Genomic DNA, 16,968 nt, shown 5'->3' with positions numbered 1-16,968 from the left:
ACTATCTCCGGGAGTGTTCACAGGTATATCAGAGTATGTTGTTGACTATCTCCGGGAGTGTTCACAGGTATCATGCCCCTATCCCTAAATCCTCCCGATGAATCGGGACAGGCTTTTCCCCGTAGCGGTGAAAGGGACTTTGACTTAGCTTTTCGCTTTTAACCTTAAGCCTTAGCCCGTATTTATGACCTATTTTGCGGCGCATGCAATAACATCACATTAAACAATCATTATCCGTGCGCCGCCGGTTTGTGTGGCGTCTTTGTTTCTAGAAATATTATATCCCTAACGGGATAGTTGCAAATAACATTATCAGTTAAGCATCGTAAAATCGGTCAACGCTATTCAGGGATAGTCAACTATTCACTGTTCACTTTTCACTTTTCACTTTTCACTTTTCACTGTTCACTTTTCACTTTTCACTTTTCACTTTTCACTTTTAACCCTAACGGGATAGTTGCAAATAACACACCGCTGCCGGCACGCGTTACAAACGCGCCAACTTTTCACTTTTCACTTTTAACTTTTAACTTTTAACTATTACTTATTACCTATAAGGATTTCCAGCATCTTCACAGCAGCTTCGGAAATGCGGGTGCCCGGACCAAAAATAGCGATGGCACCGGCTTTGTAAAGAAAATCATAATCCTGAGCAGGAATAACGCCGCCCACAATTACAAGAATATCTTCACGTCCCAGTTTTTTCAGCTCGGCGATTACCTGCGGAACAAGGGTTTTGTGTCCTGCCGCCAGACTGCTTACGCCTAAAATATGCACATCGTTTTCTACGGCCTGTTTGGCAGATTCAGCAGGAGTCTGGAACAGCGGTCCGATATCAACATCGAATCCTATATCGGCATAACCGGTTGCCACCACTTTGGCTCCGCGGTCGTGACCGTCCTGCCCCATTTTTGCAATCATGATGCGCGGCCGGCGACCGTCCATTTCTGCAAATTTATCGGCCAGTTCACAAGCCTGTTTAAAGCTCGGATCCTGACTTGATTCCGATGAATATACTCCCGATATAGAACGTATCACGGCTTTGTACCTCCCGAATATTTTTTCACATGCAAATGAAATCTCACCCAGCGATGCTCTTTTGCGTGCAGCATCAATGGCCAGTTCCAGCAAATTACCTTCGCCTGTGCGGCATGCTTCGGTAATGGCTTCGAGCGATGCCTCAACAGCTTTGTTATCGCGCTTTGCTTTGAGCAGTTTGAGTCGTGTAACCTGAGATTCACGCACCGCCGTATTATCCACTTCAAGGGTATCCATGGGCGCTTCCTTATCGAGGCGGTATTTATTCACACCCACAATCACTTCCTTGCTGTTGTCGATACGTGCCTGTTTGCGTGCCGAAGCTTCTTCGATACGCATTTTAGGAATACCGGTTTCAATGGCTTTTGCCATTCCGCCCAGTTCTTCCACTTCTTCTATCAGCTCCCATGCTTTATGGGCTATCTGGTGTGTGAGGAATTCCACATAATACGAACCTGCCCAGGGGTCAACAGCTTTGCAGATATTGGTTTCTTCCTGTAAATATATTTGAGTGTTGCGCGCAATGCGTGCCGAAAAATCGGTAGGCAGCGCAATGGCTTCATCGAGTGCGTTGGTATGCAGTGATTGCGTATGGCCCAGCGCGGCAGCAAGTGCTTCGACGCAGGTACGGGTAACATTGTTATACGGATCCTGCTCGGTAAGACTCCATCCTGATGTCTGGCAGTGTGTACGCAGCGCCAGTGATTTCGGGTTCTTCGGATTGAACTTATTCACAATCTTCGCCCAGAGCATGCGGGCGGCACGCAGTTTGGCAATCTCCATAAAATGATTCATGCCGATGCCCCAGAAAAATGAAAGGCGGGGTGCAAACGAATCAATATCGAGACCTGCCTCAACCCCTGTTCTCAGATATTCCAGACCGTCGGCAAGGGTATATGCCAGTTCAATATCGGCAGTTCCGCCGGCTTCCTGAATATGATAACCGCTGATGCTGATGGAATTGAACTTGGGCATATTGCGCGAGGTAAAACCAAAAATATCGGCAATGATGCGCATCGACGGCAAGGGCGGATATATGTAAGTATTCCGCACCATAAACTCTTTCAGAATATCATTCTGAATGGTTCCGCTGAGTTTGTCCATGGGAACGCCCTGCTCTTCGGCTGCCACAATATAAAATGCGAGAACCGGCAATACCGCGCCATTCATCGTCATGGATACCGACATTTTGTCGAGGGGAATTTCATCGAACAAAATCTTCATATCAAGTATGGAATCGATGGCCACGCCGGCTTTTCCGACATCGCCTACAACACGCTCGTGATCGGAATCATAACCGCGGTGCGTGGCAAGGTCAAAGGCAACGGAAAGTCCCTTCTGCCCTGCCGCCAGATTGCGGCGATAAAAGGCATTTGATTCTTCGGCGGTTGAAAAACCGGCGTATTGTCTGACGGTCCATGGCTGCATTACATACATGGTGGAATACGGTCCGCGCAGAAATGGCGGAATGCCCGCGGCATAGTTCAAGTGCTCCATTCCGAGCAAATCGCTGTTGCCGTACACAGGCTTCACATCAATCTTTTCGGCAGTATCCCAGCAGGTTTTGTTACCTTCTTTCTTCTCCCACGAACCAAAATCCGGCTGCCCGTCTTTCTTACTTTTAATATTAACCTTCTTAAAATCTGGTCTCATATCTTAATACTAAGTGTTATCGTTTCAATAAATTAAATACCGATGTGTTTGTGAAATTTCCTGAGCGTCTCGAGAACATTGGAACGCACATGAATGAACTCATCAACACCTGCTTTTTTCAGGGGCTCTATCAGGTCTTTCGGATTACCGGCAATCACCACCTGAATATCCTTATCTTTCTTTTTCAGTGCTGTTGCAATTTCATCGGCATATTTTCCATAGTCTTCATCAGAGCTGCAAATCACAACGATGTCGGCGCTTTCCTGCTGAACGGCATTCAGCATCCAGTCAATGTTGTTGAATTCCTTTTCTTCGAGCACCGTGTAACCGGCCACGCCGAAGAAGTTTGCGCTGAAGGTGGCACGTGCCTTACGCATGGCGAGATTTCCGTAGGTAAGAACAAACACTTTCGGTCGCACGCCTCCATCCTGCACCCATGCTTCGGTTGCCAGACGAAGGTCTTCAAATGCATGTGCGGCACGGTATATCTGCAGACCGCCTTTGGAGCCCACCTCTTCCACGCGCTGAATCTGATTCAGCATACTCTCGTTCAGGTTCGGGAAGATGCTTGTGCCTAATATCGGGCTTTTCCGCATGGCGATGTCCATATCGCGCTGAATGCGGGTTTTCATAATCTCACTCTTCACGAAACCCGATTCCAGGGCATTTCCCATCCCACCCAGGTCTTCAACATCAAGAAATAATTTCCATGCAAGCTCCGCTATGGAATCGGTAAGATTTTCAATATAATAAGAACCGGAGGCTGCATCGACAACCTTGTCAAGATGAGTTTCTTCACGGAGTACAATCTGGGTGTTACGCGACAGACGGCCGGAGAACTCATCGGCATCGCGGTAGGCAATATCGAGCGGAAGTACCGTCATTGCATCGGTACCGGCAATGGCAGCCGACATGGTTTCGGTGGTTCCGCGTAAAATATTTACGTAGGGGTCGTACAGTGTTTTATTCCAGAGCGAAGTGATTGTGTGAATATAGGCACAGCCGGCACTTTCGCTGTCAGGTTCATACTGTTCCACAATGCGCGCCCATAGCAGGCGTGCAGCGCGAATCTTGGCAATCTCAAGAAAATAATCGGACCCAACGGAAAACGTGAACTGCATACGCTTACACACCTCATCAACATCAAGCCCAAGGCCTGTAAGGGTAGCCAGATATTCATTTCCGGCAGCCAGTGCAAATCCCAGTTCCTGAACAATGCTTGCACCTCCGTTGTGAAACTGGGATGCTTTCACATTGATAATCCTGAATCCGGTAAGTGTTTCCGAAACAATTTTAAATATTGAAAGGGCTTCCTGATAATTATCTTCACGTGTATTGAAGAACTGTCCGTGCAACAGGCAATAGCCTAATGAATCGAAATTAAATGAACCATGCACTTTCGCTGGATTGATTTTCCGTTTCTTCAAAACATCGAGCAGCATATCGCACAAAATTGTGAACGAATAAACTGCACTGAAATGAAGACCTGTTTTTGTAAGGTCAATTCCATCAAGCAATTTCCCAAGTTCTTCTTCGGAGCTCAGAAATTTGAGGCGGAAGCTGATGCCCTCGGCACCGCGTTCAATGGCATTCAACGCCATTTTATTCGCTTCGGCAATATCATTGACTACAATTTCCTGTCTGATTTCCCAGGTATTACTTTTTGAATTGTTTCCGCGAATGAAGGGAAAACTTCCCGGCAGGGTATTCAGATAATCTTTGTTTTTCAGGTCTTCAGCACGGTAATACGGCTTGATATTCAATCCTTCAGAAGGTTTCCATACAAGCTTCTTATCGTAATCGGCGCCTTTCAGATCTTTGGTAATCTGTTCTTCCCAGCGCTCGGTACTTACGGGCGGAAAATCATTGAATAATTCCTTATCTTTATTTGACTTAGCCATTTTTTATGCGGTATTTTTGAAGGCAAAAAGCCCTGTTTTCAGGACAAAAATACGAAAAAAAGCATGTGTTTTCACTATTGCTTGAAAGAAGACGAAACATTCACGAAAATGATAATTAGTGTACCTTTGCAAACATAAAAGCAAGCTATTATGAATGAATTGTATCCACTGAAATTCAAACCGCTGTACCTCGATAAAATCTGGGGCGGACAAAAAATACGTACCGTTCTCGGAAAAGATTTTTCACCCTTATATAATTGTGGTGAACTGTGGGCACTTTCGGGTGTTGAAGACAAAGAATCGGTAGTTGAGAACGGTTTCCTGAAAGACCACCTGCTCAGCGAACTCATTGAAATTTACATGGGCGATCTGGTGGGCGACAGCGTGTTTGACCGCTTTGGGCTTGAGTTTCCGATACTGATAAAATTTATCAATTCAGAGGACTGGTTGAGCATACAGGTTCATCCCGATGATGAAATAGCGATGAAACGCCACGACAGTCTGGGCAAAACAGAAATGTGGTACATTCTTGAAGCCGATAAAGATGCCGAAGTTATTTGCGGTTTCAAGAAAGAAACAGACCTGTTTACGTATAAAAAGCATCTTGAGCAAAAAACATTAAAGGAAATTCTGAATGTAGAAAAAGCCCTTGCCGGGGATGTGTTCTTTATTCCGGCAGGTCGTGTTCATGCTACCGGACCGGGCATTTTGCTTGCAGAAATTCAGCAGTCGTCGGATATTACGTATCGCCTGTACGATTATGACCGGCTCACGCCCGAAGGCATGCTGCGTGAACTTCATACTGAATCGGCATTGGACGTAATCGATTTCAAGGCGTATCCATCATACAAAAGCCATGTTAATCCTGAAAATAATGATGTACGGGTACTGGCAGAATCGCCGCATTTCAGCGTCAGCCTGCTTGAATTTGACAAGCTGCAGGAACTCGATTATGCCGCTGTTGATTCATTTGTTGCCTATCTCTGCCTCGAAGGCAGCTTCGACATCATTTACAACGAAGGTGAAAAAGTGAGTGTGGAAAAAGCAGAAGCCGTACTAATACCGGCTGAGCTAAAAAATATTCAGCTTCAGCCTTCGGTAAAAAGCCGTATTTTGGAAATTATGATTGACGGTGAGCAGGAAAAAAGCTTATAAATCAAGCGACATTGCAACGAGTTCGGCGAGGTCGTAATTAAAAACTTCTTCTTCCTTATTCTTATATTTTAATCCGTCGGTGAGCATTACCATGCAAAACGGACAGGCTGATGCAATAATATCCGCACCGGTTTCAAGCGCTTCTTCGGTACGTTCAATAAACACTTCCTTATCGCCTTTTTCAGCCTCTTTGAACATCTGCGCACCACCGGCACCGCAGCACAAAGCAAAACTCCGGTTACGCGGCATCTCCACTTTCTCCGACGGAATAGCGGAAAGCACTTTACGCGGTGCTTCATATTTATCATTCGCACGTCCAAGATAGCACGGATCGTGATACACGATTTTTTTATCCTTAAATATACCCTGATTTACTTTGAGCTTTCCCTGCTGAATCATCTGCTGCAGAAAATCGGCGTAATGAACCACCTCATAGTTTCCGCCCAGGTCGGGGTATTCATTCTTAAAAATATTATAACAATGCGGACAAACCGTCAGTATTTTTGTGATGCTGTAACGCTTGAATGTTTCAATATTGGTGAGTGCCTGCATCTGATAGAGCATCTCGTTTCCCGCTCTGCGCGCCGGATCGCCGGAGCATGTTTCTTCCGCACCCAAAACGGCATAATCTGTTTTCAGGTGTGTCAGTATTTTCGTGAACGCACGTACAACTTTTTTATAGCGGTCGTCGAATGCGCCCGCACAGCCCACCCAAAACAGATATTCCGGATTTTTTCCTTCTGCGGCAACATCGGCAAACAGAGGAACATTTACTTTTTCTTTTTCTGACATTTCTTTCTGAACATTATGCTGCCCCGTTGCAGCGAAGCATTAAATTTTATGATTCGTAATTCTATCAGCTATTGCGCAATTTATCGGCTTCTTTCTGAGCATCGTCAAGCACTTTCTGTGCATTCCGGTTGCCTTCATCCTGCAACGCCTGCGACTTATCCTTTGCTTCTTTCAGCATTTGCTTTGCCGTTTCTTTTGCTGCTGCTTTCGCGATAGGATTCGAAGCTTTCTTCACCAGATCCTGTCCCTGTGCATCCGCTTCGGCAACAAGCTTATCGCCTGCAGCTTTCGCCTGATCGCGGATTTGCTGTGCTTTTGCATTGGCATCGGCCAGAAGCTTGTCAATTTTCGCCTGGACGTCGGCTTTCACCTTACCCACTTCTTCCTTCACCTTATCCGTTATCTGCTTCTCGGCTTCTTTTTTCAGGTCTTCAAGTACTTCTTTCGCACTTCCTTTCACACCGGCCTTTACCGTTGGCTTTGTGACGGTCCCGCCAATTACGAGGTCAACAAATATGGTATTCCCGGGAGTCAGATTTGCACCTTTGCTGTTCGCTTTGCCCACTAAATCGTTCAGCACACCATTGGCCTGCCCGCCGAACAATTCGCGCGGAATTTCAAGATTGACAAGATAATTGATGCTTTGATCCAAAGAACTAAATCCGCTCGCAGTTGCCTTAATCTTTTCAAATGTGAAGGTATAAGGCTTCACTTCCAGTTTTCCGTTTGCAAAACTAAAGCTAATCTCTGTTTTATCAAATCCTATTTTCCTGAATTTTTCAATTTTCAGAACTTCGGCAACCTTGTTCAGGGGCTCAAATCCCTGAACGCTCACATTGTTTGCACTCAGTTTACCGTTACCGCTCATCGTATTATAAACCGGACTCATCGCCCCATCCAGATCGGTAATAAAACTCATTGTGGTAGAGAATTTCCCAGTGCAGCGCTCCATGATGGGAGCCAGCTTCTGCACAGTAACAAAGGTTTTATAGGTTTTCGGAATATCAAATCCCTTGATATCTAAATTAAAATTGACCTGTGGCTGTGTTTTCTGAGTACTGTAAAAGCCGCTCACGGCCATGTTTCCGCCCAGCAAATCCATTTTCAAATTCTCGAGGGTAACCTTTCTGTCCTGAATCTTAACAATACCGAGAACATTGCTCAGTTCCATCTTATCATATATAATTTTACCGAAGCTCGACTTCAGCACGATGTCAAGATTTGCAGGAACTTCGATGACCGTCATGGCAGAACTCTGCTGAGGCGTTGTGGCAGCAGGAGTTGCAGTTGCCGATGAGCTTCCGCCTGTGAATTCATTCAGGTCAACAACATTCGAACGGCTGTTGAATGTACCTTTCAGCTTATCGTTTTTGAAAATGTAAAATAACAAATTGTCGAGGCGGCCATTGGCACTGATATCCGAACGGCCCATTTTAATATTACAGGCAGGCATATCCACAAACTGAGGTGAGAACAAGAGTTTCAGCTCGCTAACCATGATACCCTGAGGATAGTCCTTACTTTTGTAATTCATACCTGTAACGCCAATCTGACCTTTTGCCTGAAATTCGTTGTACTTTTCTTTTTCAATAGAAGAAAGTCTGCCTTTCATACTCACGTCAGCATCAACTTTTCCGTTGAGCTGTTCCGATGCGTCAAGCGGATAAAACTGCTTAACCTGTGCCAGGTCAATCTTTACTTTTACGGTGCCGTCAATAGCAGGGTCGGAAACAGGAGTTGCAACGCTCATGCGGATATCAGCCGTGTTTCCGGCCATCTCAAAATGCGCTTTTTTAATATCAATCAGCGTACTGTTTGGCTTACCGTCTTTGTTAGAAATATGAACATCAACATTAATATTCGTCACTGCTTTAGGCAAATCAGGATACTGGAACATGGCATTTTGCACCAGTACATTCAGCGCGAATGCGGGCAGCGACTTATCATTATACGTACCCTTCGCAAAACCATCGAGTGCAAGCGTTCCGCCGGTCTTCACCTTTTCAAAATCTTTGGAATAAACAGCAGGTATCAGTGAAAGGAAATTCTTGAATTCCGTTTTGCGTGCGCTGAATTTAATATCCATGTCGATGTCGTCGGCAGGCATGGCCACCCATCCGTCGAAACCAAGGAATAAATTATTTAAGCGAAGCTCATTTTCCTTAAAGGTGTATTTGGAATTCTTTAAATCGGCATCAATATCGGCCGTCAGCGAAATGTTTCCTTTATGCAGATATTGAATTCCACCGTATGAAAAATCAATGGTGTCAATCGTTGTTTCTGTAGACAGCGATGTAAAATCGGCCGTAAGGTCACCTTTCAGCAGATGATTCAGATTTTTAATGTCGGCGTACATACCTGCATCGGCATCATCATATTTAATAGAAGCATTGGTGATGGTCAGCTTTTTCAACGACAGTTTGAATGAGGAAGGTTCTGCGGCTGGTGCAGCTTTTGCAGTATCCGCAGCCGTTTGTTTTGCAATATCCCAGTTGGCCTTGCCACCCTTCAGCACTTTCAGCAATATTTTAGGCTGATCGATAGAAATCTTTTTAATGTTATACTGGCTTCCGCTGATGACGCTGAACAAACCGATGGTAACCTTCAATGATTGAATATTTGCAAGAGTATCTTTTGCAAATTCATCAACGCCCACAACGGTAACATGGTCGAGACCCAGTGTAAAATCAGGGAAATTACGGAAGAGCGTGAGATGATAATCCGTGAAATCAACTTTCGCGTTCACACTTTTATTGATTTCCGTTTTAACGGCTTCCACAATTTGTTTCCGAAATACAAAGGGAAGAATAATGGCGAGGACAATAATTACCATAAGGGCTATTCCAAGACCTTTCAAAACTTTGCGAAGCAATTTATTATTTTTCATATGCTGAAGATTTTAGGTAAAGATAAACCAACAATAATCGATTCATCGGCATTCAAACTAACTATTTTTACTTTTTCAGATAGTGCATCATCAATTCGGCAGTCTTAGCCGACGCCCCCGAACCACCCAACTTTTCGCGCAATGCGTTATAATCGGTTTTTATTCTTTCAATCGTATCGGTATCATCAAGAATAAGCTTCAATTCCTTTTTCAGATTCTCAAGATTCAGGTCAGACTGAATGAGCTCTGTAACCACAGGCTTATCCATAATCAGGTTCACCAGCGAGATATATTTTATATCCACCAGTCGTTTTGCAATCTGGAAGGAGATTCCGGAACCGCGATAACAAACCACCTCCGGAACGCCGAACAGAGCAGTTTCCAGTGTGGCAGTGCCCGATGTAACAAGCGCAGCGCGGGCATTTGACAGTAAGTCGTACGTTTGTCCGTAAACTATTTTCACGCCACTGTTACCAAGCAGTTTTGTATAAAAACCGCTGTCGAAATTACTCGTTCCCGCCACCACAAACTGATATGCGGGAAATGCAGGCACCACCTGCAGCATAACATTCAGCATGCGTGATATCTCCTGATGACGGCTTCCGGGAAGTATAGCAATAACGGGCCTTTCATCAAGGCCGTTTTTCTTGACAAATGAAGTTACATTCACCGACATGCGGTATTGTTCAATGGCATCGAGCAGCGGATGACCTGCAAAATCAACATGATAATCATACGAACGATAAAAATCCTGTTCAAACGGCAAAATCACGAACATACGGTCAACAAAGGCTTTTATCTTCTTCACACGCCCCTTTTTCCATGCCCATACCTGAGGAGAAATATAAAAGAACACAGGAATGCCTTGGTTATGACCAAATTCAGCCATTCGCAAATTAAAACCGGGATAATCGACAAGGATAATAACATCAGGTTTGTATGCAAGAATATCGGCACGGCACAGCTTAAAATTTGCCATAATGGTGCGGATATTCATCAATACTTCCGAAAATCCCATAAACGAAATATCGCGTATGTGCTTAACCAGCACTGCGCCTTCGGCCTGCATCAGGTCGCCGCCCCAGCAGCGGAAATCAGCAGATGCATCGCGCTTTTTCAGCTCCTTCATCAGGTTGGATGCATGCAGATCACCCGAATGTTCACCGGCAATGATATAGTATTTCATTATTGCGTTCTCACTTATGCTGACAAAATTAGCAAATTTACGCTGCATAAAGCCAATATGAAGGAATATCAGCATTTGGTTTGCAAATCACACAGGAAACCATAAATTTGTTACAAATTTCACGCTTATGAAATCATCTTCACTTCTGATTCTTATTCCGCTGGCGATTTTGGCTTCATGCGGAGCTCCCGACAAAAAAGCCACGAACCGTCCGCAACAAAAAATTGTTTTTCACGGTAAAGCTCAGGGCACATTTTATAATGTAACCTATTACGGTGCTGATACGGTTGTTACGCAAAAAGCCATGGATTCGCTGCTTTCCGCCTTCGACCTCTGCGCCTCGATGTACAACCCAAAATCTATAATTTCACGCATTAACCGTAATGAACCCGTCGAAGCCGACAGCAGTTTCAAAGCCATTTTCAATCTTGCTATGGATGTTTCTGAAAAGTCAGGCGGCGCCTTCGACATTACGGTTGGGCCGCTTGTGAATGCATGGGGCTTCGGATTCAAGCAAAAAATTAAACTTTCGAAAGCAAAAGTTGACAGCCTGCGCCAATATGTCGGATACAAAAATGTACATCTCGAAGGAAATAAAGTGGTAAAATCCAATCCCGGCATAATCCTCGATTTCAATGCCATAGCTCAAGGCTATTCGGTTGATTTGCTGGCGCATTTTCTGGAAAGGAAAGGCATTACAGATTATCTTATTGAGATAGGCGGTGAAGTGATTGGTAAAGGAAAAAAAGCGGATGGTAAAAGTTGGGTGGTGGGTGTTGAAAAACCAAGTTCGGATATGTATCAGAACCAGGAAGTGAAGACCACGATAAAACTGGAAAACATGGCTGTTTCCACATCAGGAAGCACACGAAAATACTACGAAGAGAACGGCATCCGCTATTCACATACTATCGACCCGGCAACAGGATATCCGGTAAAGCACTCGCTGCTCAGTGTTTCGGTACTCGCTCCCACCTGCGCTGTGGCTGATGCTTATGCCACCGTTTTTATGGTTTTAGGGTTAGAAAAGTCGAAAGAATTTCTCAAGAAAAACAAACAGCTGAACGCGTATTTCATCTATTCCGATAAAGACACTAAGCTTAAAACCTATGCCACGGAAGGATTTCAAAAGGTGATACTGGAAGAAAACTAATTTGAGGTCATTCTGTTCGTTTCGGATAAGGGTGTTTTTCGGAAAAAGAATGCAAGCAGAATCCCCGATACGGCACCAAACAAATGGCCTTCCCAGCTTATGCGCGGGTCGGACGGCAGCACGCCCCAGATAAGTCCTCCGTAAAGGAATATCAGAATAACCGAAAGCAGGAACAGCCAGAATTTTTTGCGTACAATGCCGCTGGTAACCAAAAATCCGGCAAGGCTGTAAATAAGTCCGCTTGCCCCTATGTGACAGGCCTGCCGGCCAAACAGCCAAACCAGCAAACCACCGAGCACAATGGATAACACAATTACCGGAACTGCTATACGGTTATAAAAAAGGAACAGTACAAAAACAAACACGCCGAGTGGCACGCTGTTGGCGATGATGTGCCCGAAACTCCCGTGTAGAAACGGTGCCAGTATGATACCAATCAACCCTCGCTGTGAATGCGGAACAATGCCATATTCAAGCATTGCGGGGAAAAACCGCGACACAATAAAAACTGCCCATATCACAAAAAGGACAAACATGGTTGCGCTGATACTTCTGCCTATTTTCATAATACCTGGTAATTATAACATGCGCCTTCTGAATTCTCCACACACCAAAGCCGCTGCAACCGATGCATTCAGCGATTCGGCAGTTCCCTGATCAATCTTACCTTCCTTATATGCAGGTATGTGCAGACGATGCGTGATGTGCTGCTGAAGATCATTTGAAATGCCCCTTGCCTCGTTGCCGATTATTATAAATCCTTCCGGCGTTAAATCCGTTTTATAAATATTCTCACCTTCAAGCATCGTTCCGTAAACCTTCGGTTTAAATGGCAATTCCTTCAGAAATCCGCCTAAAAAGGCATAATGCACATTTACCCGCGACACCGAGCCCATGGTTGCCTGTATTACTTTTGGATTATAAACATCAACACTGAATTCTGAACAGATGATATAATTGATACCAAACCAGTCGGCAATGCGAATGATGGTTCCCAGATTTCCCGGATCGCTGATGTCATCCAGCACGAGCACCAGCTCATGTTCAAGTTTTGCTGGGTCCAGTTTATGATTATGTATTTCGATTTGTGCAAGAACCTGATTGGGAGTCGTAAGGTTTGAGATGCGCGACAGCTCTCCTTCCGTTACCGGAAAAATACCCCCGTTGTGATTCTGCAGAAGGGCATCGTTCTCTTTAATCCATCCCGGCATGGCATATATGCTCAGTACATTGAAATTACTTTCAAGCAAATCAGTCACAGTTTTGCTTCCTTCGGCAATAAACTGTGCATTCTCTTCGCGGTATTTCTTTTGCCTGAGTGATGTGAGGTGCTTTATCTGAGTTTTTGAAAGCATATTGTTTTATGATTAAGCGATGAACTCTCTGAATTTCTTTTGCATCATGTGTGACAATACATCAACTTCATAGAAATTATTGCATTCTGATATTAGCCGGTAACAGGCGAATGAATAATTTCAGAATTTCATCTTCAAATATTTCCGGTTAAACACTTCCTTACCCGAAACAATTTTAATCAAGTACATCCCGGGAGCCAGTTGCTCCGGTAATTGAATTGAATTATTCCCGGACAGATTGCTCCTCAAAAGAATCAGCTTTCCGGCAGCATCAAACACATACACGCTATAATGTTCATCAGTTGTGCTGATAGTAAACTGATTATCGCCGAGCGTATACCCAACACTAATTTCTTTATCGTTTGATGAGAAATTCTCAACGATCGTCCCGACCGTTGCATTAACAAAAACATTCAGCGGACCTACTTTGCACGATGATGAAGTGGTTTCGGATACCGAAACCTGTCCTGACACCGTGCCCCAGTTCACCGTAATCTGGCTGGTTCCTTGCCCTGAAACAATTGTTACGCCTGCAGGAAAGCTCCAGCTATACGACGAACCGGCATGGAAGGGAACAGAAAAAACTATATTGGTTTGTCCGAAGAATACATTGATCGGACCGGTGATTTGATACGGAAACTGAATAATTCCAAAAAATTCCGCTGCCCAGAAAGAAGAATAAAAGTTTTTATCATAAGCGTAGGTGTCGACCGAACCGCCCTGCTGGAAGCAATTTCCGGGATCCACAGCAATGGCATGCGCCATGCTGCTTATCATATAACTTCTTACAACCGTATTTCCTGAATTATCAAAATAATCTTTTCGTTCAATCAGATTATTCCCGTTAAATGCGCTGTTCACACTATCCGCAACCTGATCCGCAGCGTGAACATTTGTCCACTGCTTTACCAGTTCTCCTGCATTTACAGGGCTTACAGTAATATCATTCGTTCCCTGAAATATAGCGACTCGCGGAAACGTTCCGCTGTACCCCGGATTTTCGTTTCGCACCAGATCGCCCCATTGAACTGCCGTTTTGGTAACAAGTCCATTCATTACATTATAAGCAGCAATTGCATCGCTTGCCGATTTATACGGTGCTCCCGACATAATAGCACCGGCATTAAAAATCTCCGGATAGGCCCCCAGCAGTGCCACCGACAATCCGGCTCCGGCTGAAACACCGGTTGTAAAAACTCTGCTGTCGTCAATGCTGTAATTGCTTTTCATATTATCAACCATCTGCTTCACCGAATACACTTCGCCCTGATTGCGGCTGTAATCAGACGGCAGGTACCAGTTGAAACAATAACCGGTATTGTTCAGATATTGCTGCTGGGCATGAATAACATAAAAACTATTTTGTTCGGCAAGAGAATCCCATTCGGAATCGGTTTCAAAAACGGAAGCCGTTTGCGTGCAACCGTGCAGCACAACAACCAAAGGCGCGTTGGCAGCCACATTCACGGGAACATATTTATACATCAGCAAACTGCCAGGATTTGTCCCGAATCCCGTAACCTGCGACCAGCCCGTCTGAGCGAAACTGTTGTGCACATTGCTCAGTAACAAAACAGCAATGGCTGCCAGCCCCAAATTGAAGAAATAATTATTTTTCAATAGATTTATTAATTATTGATGTAAAGTTCTTCGGCCCATTTCATGCGGTCTTCGGGACTGAATTGCCAGGGCGCTCCGTTATTTTCAATATTCGTAAGCATCGATTTAATGCCGGCAGGGGCGCTTCCTTCTTCCATTACCAGGTAGCGGCGCATATCAACAATAAACGTAGGATGATTGATATTCACAGGGCATTCTTTTGCACAGGCGTTACAGGTGGTGCAAGCCCAGAGTTCTTCTTCAGTAATAAAATCGCGCAGCAATGATTTGTTATCGATAAAGTCTTTGCCGTTCTTGACCATGCCGCTGCCTTTTTCTTTCATGCGGGCGCGCAGGTCCATAAATATTTTACGGGGCGAAAGTTTCTTTCCCGTGGTATTCGCCGGGCAGGAGGCAGTACAGCGCCCGCATTCGGTGCACGACAGAGAATCCAGATAATTTTTCCAATGCACATCTTCCACGTCCTTCACACCAAAACGTTCAACAGCGTTTTCGGCACCGGCAGGAGCTTCCGCGAAAGCCGTATCAGGGTTCATCATCATCTTCACCTCAGTGGTGATACGTGCCATCGTCGGGAGTTTTCCCAGTGGTTCAAGACGGCTTAAAAACACATTCGGTATCGACATGAACACATGAAAATGCTTGGAATACGGAAGAATATTCGCGAAAATGCAAATCATACCAATGTGCAGCCACCAGTTAATTTCATGCCCTGTATTCAGTCCATCGGGCGACATGCCTGCAAATAACGATGCAATATGCACGCTTACGGGAAACACGCCGGCATAATCAACCGGATTCAATGCGATATAAAAAGCGTTCATCCCAAGCAGCGATATCATCAAAATAAAAATAATGCTCAACGCGATGTTCGCATCAAGGTGCGATTTTTTCTTCATCTCAATACCTTCAAAACGCTTCACACCGTGGAATAAACGACGAATCAGGAAAAACAATATTGCCACCGCAATAATCGCTGCAAACACATCGCCCAATGCAATAAGTGCATTGTAGAGTGCGCCCAGAGCAGAAAAACGTCTTTCGCCCCGTGTAAATCCATCAATCACCATCTCCACACTTCCGAACAGTATCAGACAAAAACCCCAGAAAACAAGAGCATGCATGAAACCTGTAACAGGTTTTCTGAAAATCTTTGTTTGCCCGATGGCAACCTTCATCATCAGGATAAAACGTTTTCCCCAGTTACCGATTGGAAACGATTTAGTAAAGCCGAACAAGAGCCAGATGCGGCGCGTCGTATAAAAGAAGGTTGCAAACGTAACCCCCATCATTATAAAAAAGAAAATCTGCTTAATCATTACAATACTTTTTGTGGCACAAAAATAAGAAAAAGGAATTAACCGCAGCTGAACCAAATCATAGTTGCGGCAAAGCAATTATTTTCGTTTACGTATATTTGCAGAAGCTCAAACATAAAATCAATCGAATGCCGAAAATCATTGCCGACGGTCGCAGGCTGTATTATGAATATCTGAACAGCACATCCGTCAATGAACAAAAGCCACTCATCATTTTCCTCCACGAAGGTCTGGGAAGCATTCTGCAATGGAAAGACTTTCCCGAACAGCTTTGCAACGCAACCGGATTAGCGGCACTTGTATACGACCGTTACGGTTACGGTCGCTCCGAAGCCATGAATCAACCATCGTCATGCAACTACCTAGACCACGAAGGCAGAACTTCATTCCCCGATTTCATAAATGCCCTTGGCATCGAGCGAAAGTTTGTTCTGGTTGGTCATAGTGATGGCGGAACCATTGCGCTGGCTTATGCGGCGCTACATCCCGAAAATGTTATCGGTGTGATTACCGAAGCTGCCCATGTTTTTCTGGAAGAAATATCGCTTCAGGGCATCCGCGAGGCAGTTGAAAAGTATGAGAACACTAACCTCAAAGAACTGCTGTCAAAATATCATGGTGATAAAACAGATTCCATTTTTTATCGCTGGGCCAACACCTGGCTTTCGGCCGATATGCGCAACTGGGACATACGCAAAGCATTGCAAACCATCGTCGCTCCCGCGCTGATTATTCAGGGCAGCGAAGATGAATACGGCACCGAAGCCCAGGTTGACGGCATCATCCAAAACATAAACGGCTATAAAGAAAAATTCATGGTTCGCGATTGTGGTCATGTTCCGCATCATCAGCAACGCGCACTAGTTCTTTCTAAAATGGCTTATTTTATCACCGCAAATTGTCTCTAAC

Annotated in this window: 12 protein-coding genes; 3 read left to right on the top strand and 9 right to left on the bottom strand. The window is 44.7% G+C overall.

Annotated elements, in window-relative coordinates:
* Window positions 1–540 precede the first annotated feature (540 nt).
* The gene (gene scpA, locus WCM76_10510) at window positions 541–2,691 is read right to left on the bottom strand and encodes a methylmalonyl-CoA mutase (protein MEI6766065.1); all 2,151 of its coding nucleotides are present in this window, start codon (window positions 2,689–2,691) and stop codon (window positions 541–543) included.
* Between the two features lie 32 nt (window positions 2,692–2,723).
* Window positions 2,724–4,592 (bottom strand): methylmalonyl-CoA mutase family protein, encoded by a 1,869-nt coding sequence (locus WCM76_10505; GenBank protein MEI6766064.1) that lies wholly within the window; start codon window positions 4,590–4,592, stop codon window positions 2,724–2,726.
* 150 nt (window positions 4,593–4,742) lie between these two features.
* Here WCM76_10505 and WCM76_10500 point away from each other — a divergent pair, with 150 nt between their 5' ends.
* A complete protein-coding gene (locus tag WCM76_10500; GenBank protein MEI6766063.1) occupies window positions 4,743–5,747 on the top strand; it encodes a type I phosphomannose isomerase catalytic subunit in 1,005 nt (334 codons plus the stop codon).
* Here WCM76_10500 and WCM76_10495 read toward each other — a convergent pair.
* The 3 genes from WCM76_10495 to lpxB form a co-directional block, all read right to left on the bottom strand.
* Complete coding sequence (locus tag WCM76_10495) at window positions 5,742–6,539, bottom strand: (Fe-S)-binding protein (protein ID MEI6766062.1); 798 nt, start codon at window positions 6,537–6,539, stop codon at window positions 5,742–5,744. The genes WCM76_10500 and WCM76_10495 overlap by 6 nt on opposite strands.
* Window positions 6,540–6,603: 64 nt before the next feature.
* Window positions 6,604–9,426, bottom strand: coding sequence for an AsmA-like C-terminal region-containing protein (locus WCM76_10490; GenBank protein MEI6766061.1), 2,823 nt, complete (start codon window positions 9,424–9,426; stop codon window positions 6,604–6,606).
* A 67-nt stretch (window positions 9,427–9,493) separates the two neighbouring features.
* Complete coding sequence (gene lpxB, locus WCM76_10485; protein MEI6766060.1) at window positions 9,494–10,612, bottom strand: lipid-A-disaccharide synthase; 1,119 nt, start codon at window positions 10,610–10,612, stop codon at window positions 9,494–9,496.
* A gap of 127 nt (window positions 10,613–10,739) precedes the next feature.
* Here lpxB and WCM76_10480 point away from each other — a divergent pair, with 127 nt between their 5' ends.
* Window positions 10,740–11,765, top strand: a complete 1,026-nt coding sequence (locus WCM76_10480) for an FAD:protein FMN transferase (GenBank protein ID MEI6766059.1) — start codon at window positions 10,740–10,742, stop codon at window positions 11,763–11,765.
* Here WCM76_10480 and WCM76_10475 read toward each other — a convergent pair.
* The 4 genes from WCM76_10475 to WCM76_10460 all read right to left on the bottom strand — a co-directional run bounded on the left by WCM76_10475 (window position 11,762) and on the right by WCM76_10460 (window position 16,059).
* Window positions 11,762–12,331: a rhomboid family intramembrane serine protease gene (locus WCM76_10475; GenBank protein MEI6766058.1), complete on the bottom strand. Its 570-nt coding sequence runs from the start codon at window positions 12,329–12,331 to the stop codon at window positions 11,762–11,764. The genes WCM76_10480 and WCM76_10475 overlap by 4 nt on opposite strands.
* Before the next feature lie 12 nt (window positions 12,332–12,343).
* On the bottom strand, window positions 12,344–13,120 hold the full coding sequence (locus tag WCM76_10470) for an RNA methyltransferase (protein ID MEI6766057.1): 777 nt from the start codon (window positions 13,118–13,120) through the stop codon (window positions 12,344–12,346).
* A gap of 120 nt (window positions 13,121–13,240) precedes the next feature.
* The gene (locus WCM76_10465) at window positions 13,241–14,740 is read right to left on the bottom strand and encodes a PHB depolymerase family esterase (GenBank protein ID MEI6766056.1); all 1,500 of its coding nucleotides are present in this window, start codon (window positions 14,738–14,740) and stop codon (window positions 13,241–13,243) included.
* An 8-nt stretch (window positions 14,741–14,748) separates the two neighbouring features.
* Entirely contained in the window at window positions 14,749–16,059 is a 1,311-nt protein-coding gene (locus WCM76_10460) for a 4Fe-4S dicluster domain-containing protein (protein ID MEI6766055.1), read from the bottom strand.
* Window positions 16,060–16,187: 128 nt separating this feature from the next.
* On the opposite strand from WCM76_10460, the gene WCM76_10455 reads away from it, so the two are divergent.
* Window positions 16,188–16,967, top strand: coding sequence for an alpha/beta hydrolase (locus WCM76_10455; GenBank protein ID MEI6766054.1), 780 nt, complete (start codon window positions 16,188–16,190; stop codon window positions 16,965–16,967).
* Window position 16,968 lies beyond the last annotated feature (1 nt).

This window comes from Bacteroidota bacterium (assembly GCA_037133915.1).
Classification (GTDB): Bacteria; Bacteroidota; Bacteroidia; order Bacteroidales; family CAIWKO01; genus JBAXND01.
Note: the sequence above shows the minus strand (reverse complement) of the source record. Positions and strands in the feature narration are given on the sequence as shown.

What these genes read in the sequence shown, in the direction of transcription:
- scpA (MEI6766065.1), bottom strand. Translation starts at nt 2,691, where the DNA reads ATGAGACCAGATTTTAAGAAGGTTAATATTAAAAGTAAGAAAGACGGG.
- WCM76_10505 (MEI6766064.1), bottom strand. Translation starts at nt 4,592, where the DNA reads ATGGCTAAGTCAAATAAAGATAAGGAATTATTCAATGATTTTCCGCCC.
- WCM76_10500 (MEI6766063.1), top strand. Translation starts at nt 4,743, where the DNA reads ATGAATGAATTGTATCCACTGAAATTCAAACCGCTGTACCTCGATAAA.
- WCM76_10495 (MEI6766062.1), bottom strand. Translation starts at nt 6,539, where the DNA reads ATGTCAGAAAAAGAAAAAGTAAATGTTCCTCTGTTTGCCGATGTTGCC.
- WCM76_10490 (MEI6766061.1), bottom strand. Translation starts at nt 9,426, where the DNA reads ATGAAAAATAATAAATTGCTTCGCAAAGTTTTGAAAGGTCTTGGAATA.
- lpxB (MEI6766060.1), bottom strand. Translation starts at nt 10,612, where the DNA reads ATGAAATACTATATCATTGCCGGTGAACATTCGGGTGATCTGCATGCA.
- WCM76_10480 (MEI6766059.1), top strand. Translation starts at nt 10,740, where the DNA reads ATGAAATCATCTTCACTTCTGATTCTTATTCCGCTGGCGATTTTGGCT.
- WCM76_10475 (MEI6766058.1), bottom strand. Translation starts at nt 12,331, where the DNA reads ATGAAAATAGGCAGAAGTATCAGCGCAACCATGTTTGTCCTTTTTGTG.
- WCM76_10470 (MEI6766057.1), bottom strand. Translation starts at nt 13,120, where the DNA reads ATGCTTTCAAAAACTCAGATAAAGCACCTCACATCACTCAGGCAAAAG.
- WCM76_10460 (MEI6766055.1), bottom strand. Translation starts at nt 16,059, where the DNA reads ATGATTAAGCAGATTTTCTTTTTTATAATGATGGGGGTTACGTTTGCA.
- WCM76_10455 (MEI6766054.1), top strand. Translation starts at nt 16,188, where the DNA reads ATGCCGAAAATCATTGCCGACGGTCGCAGGCTGTATTATGAATATCTG.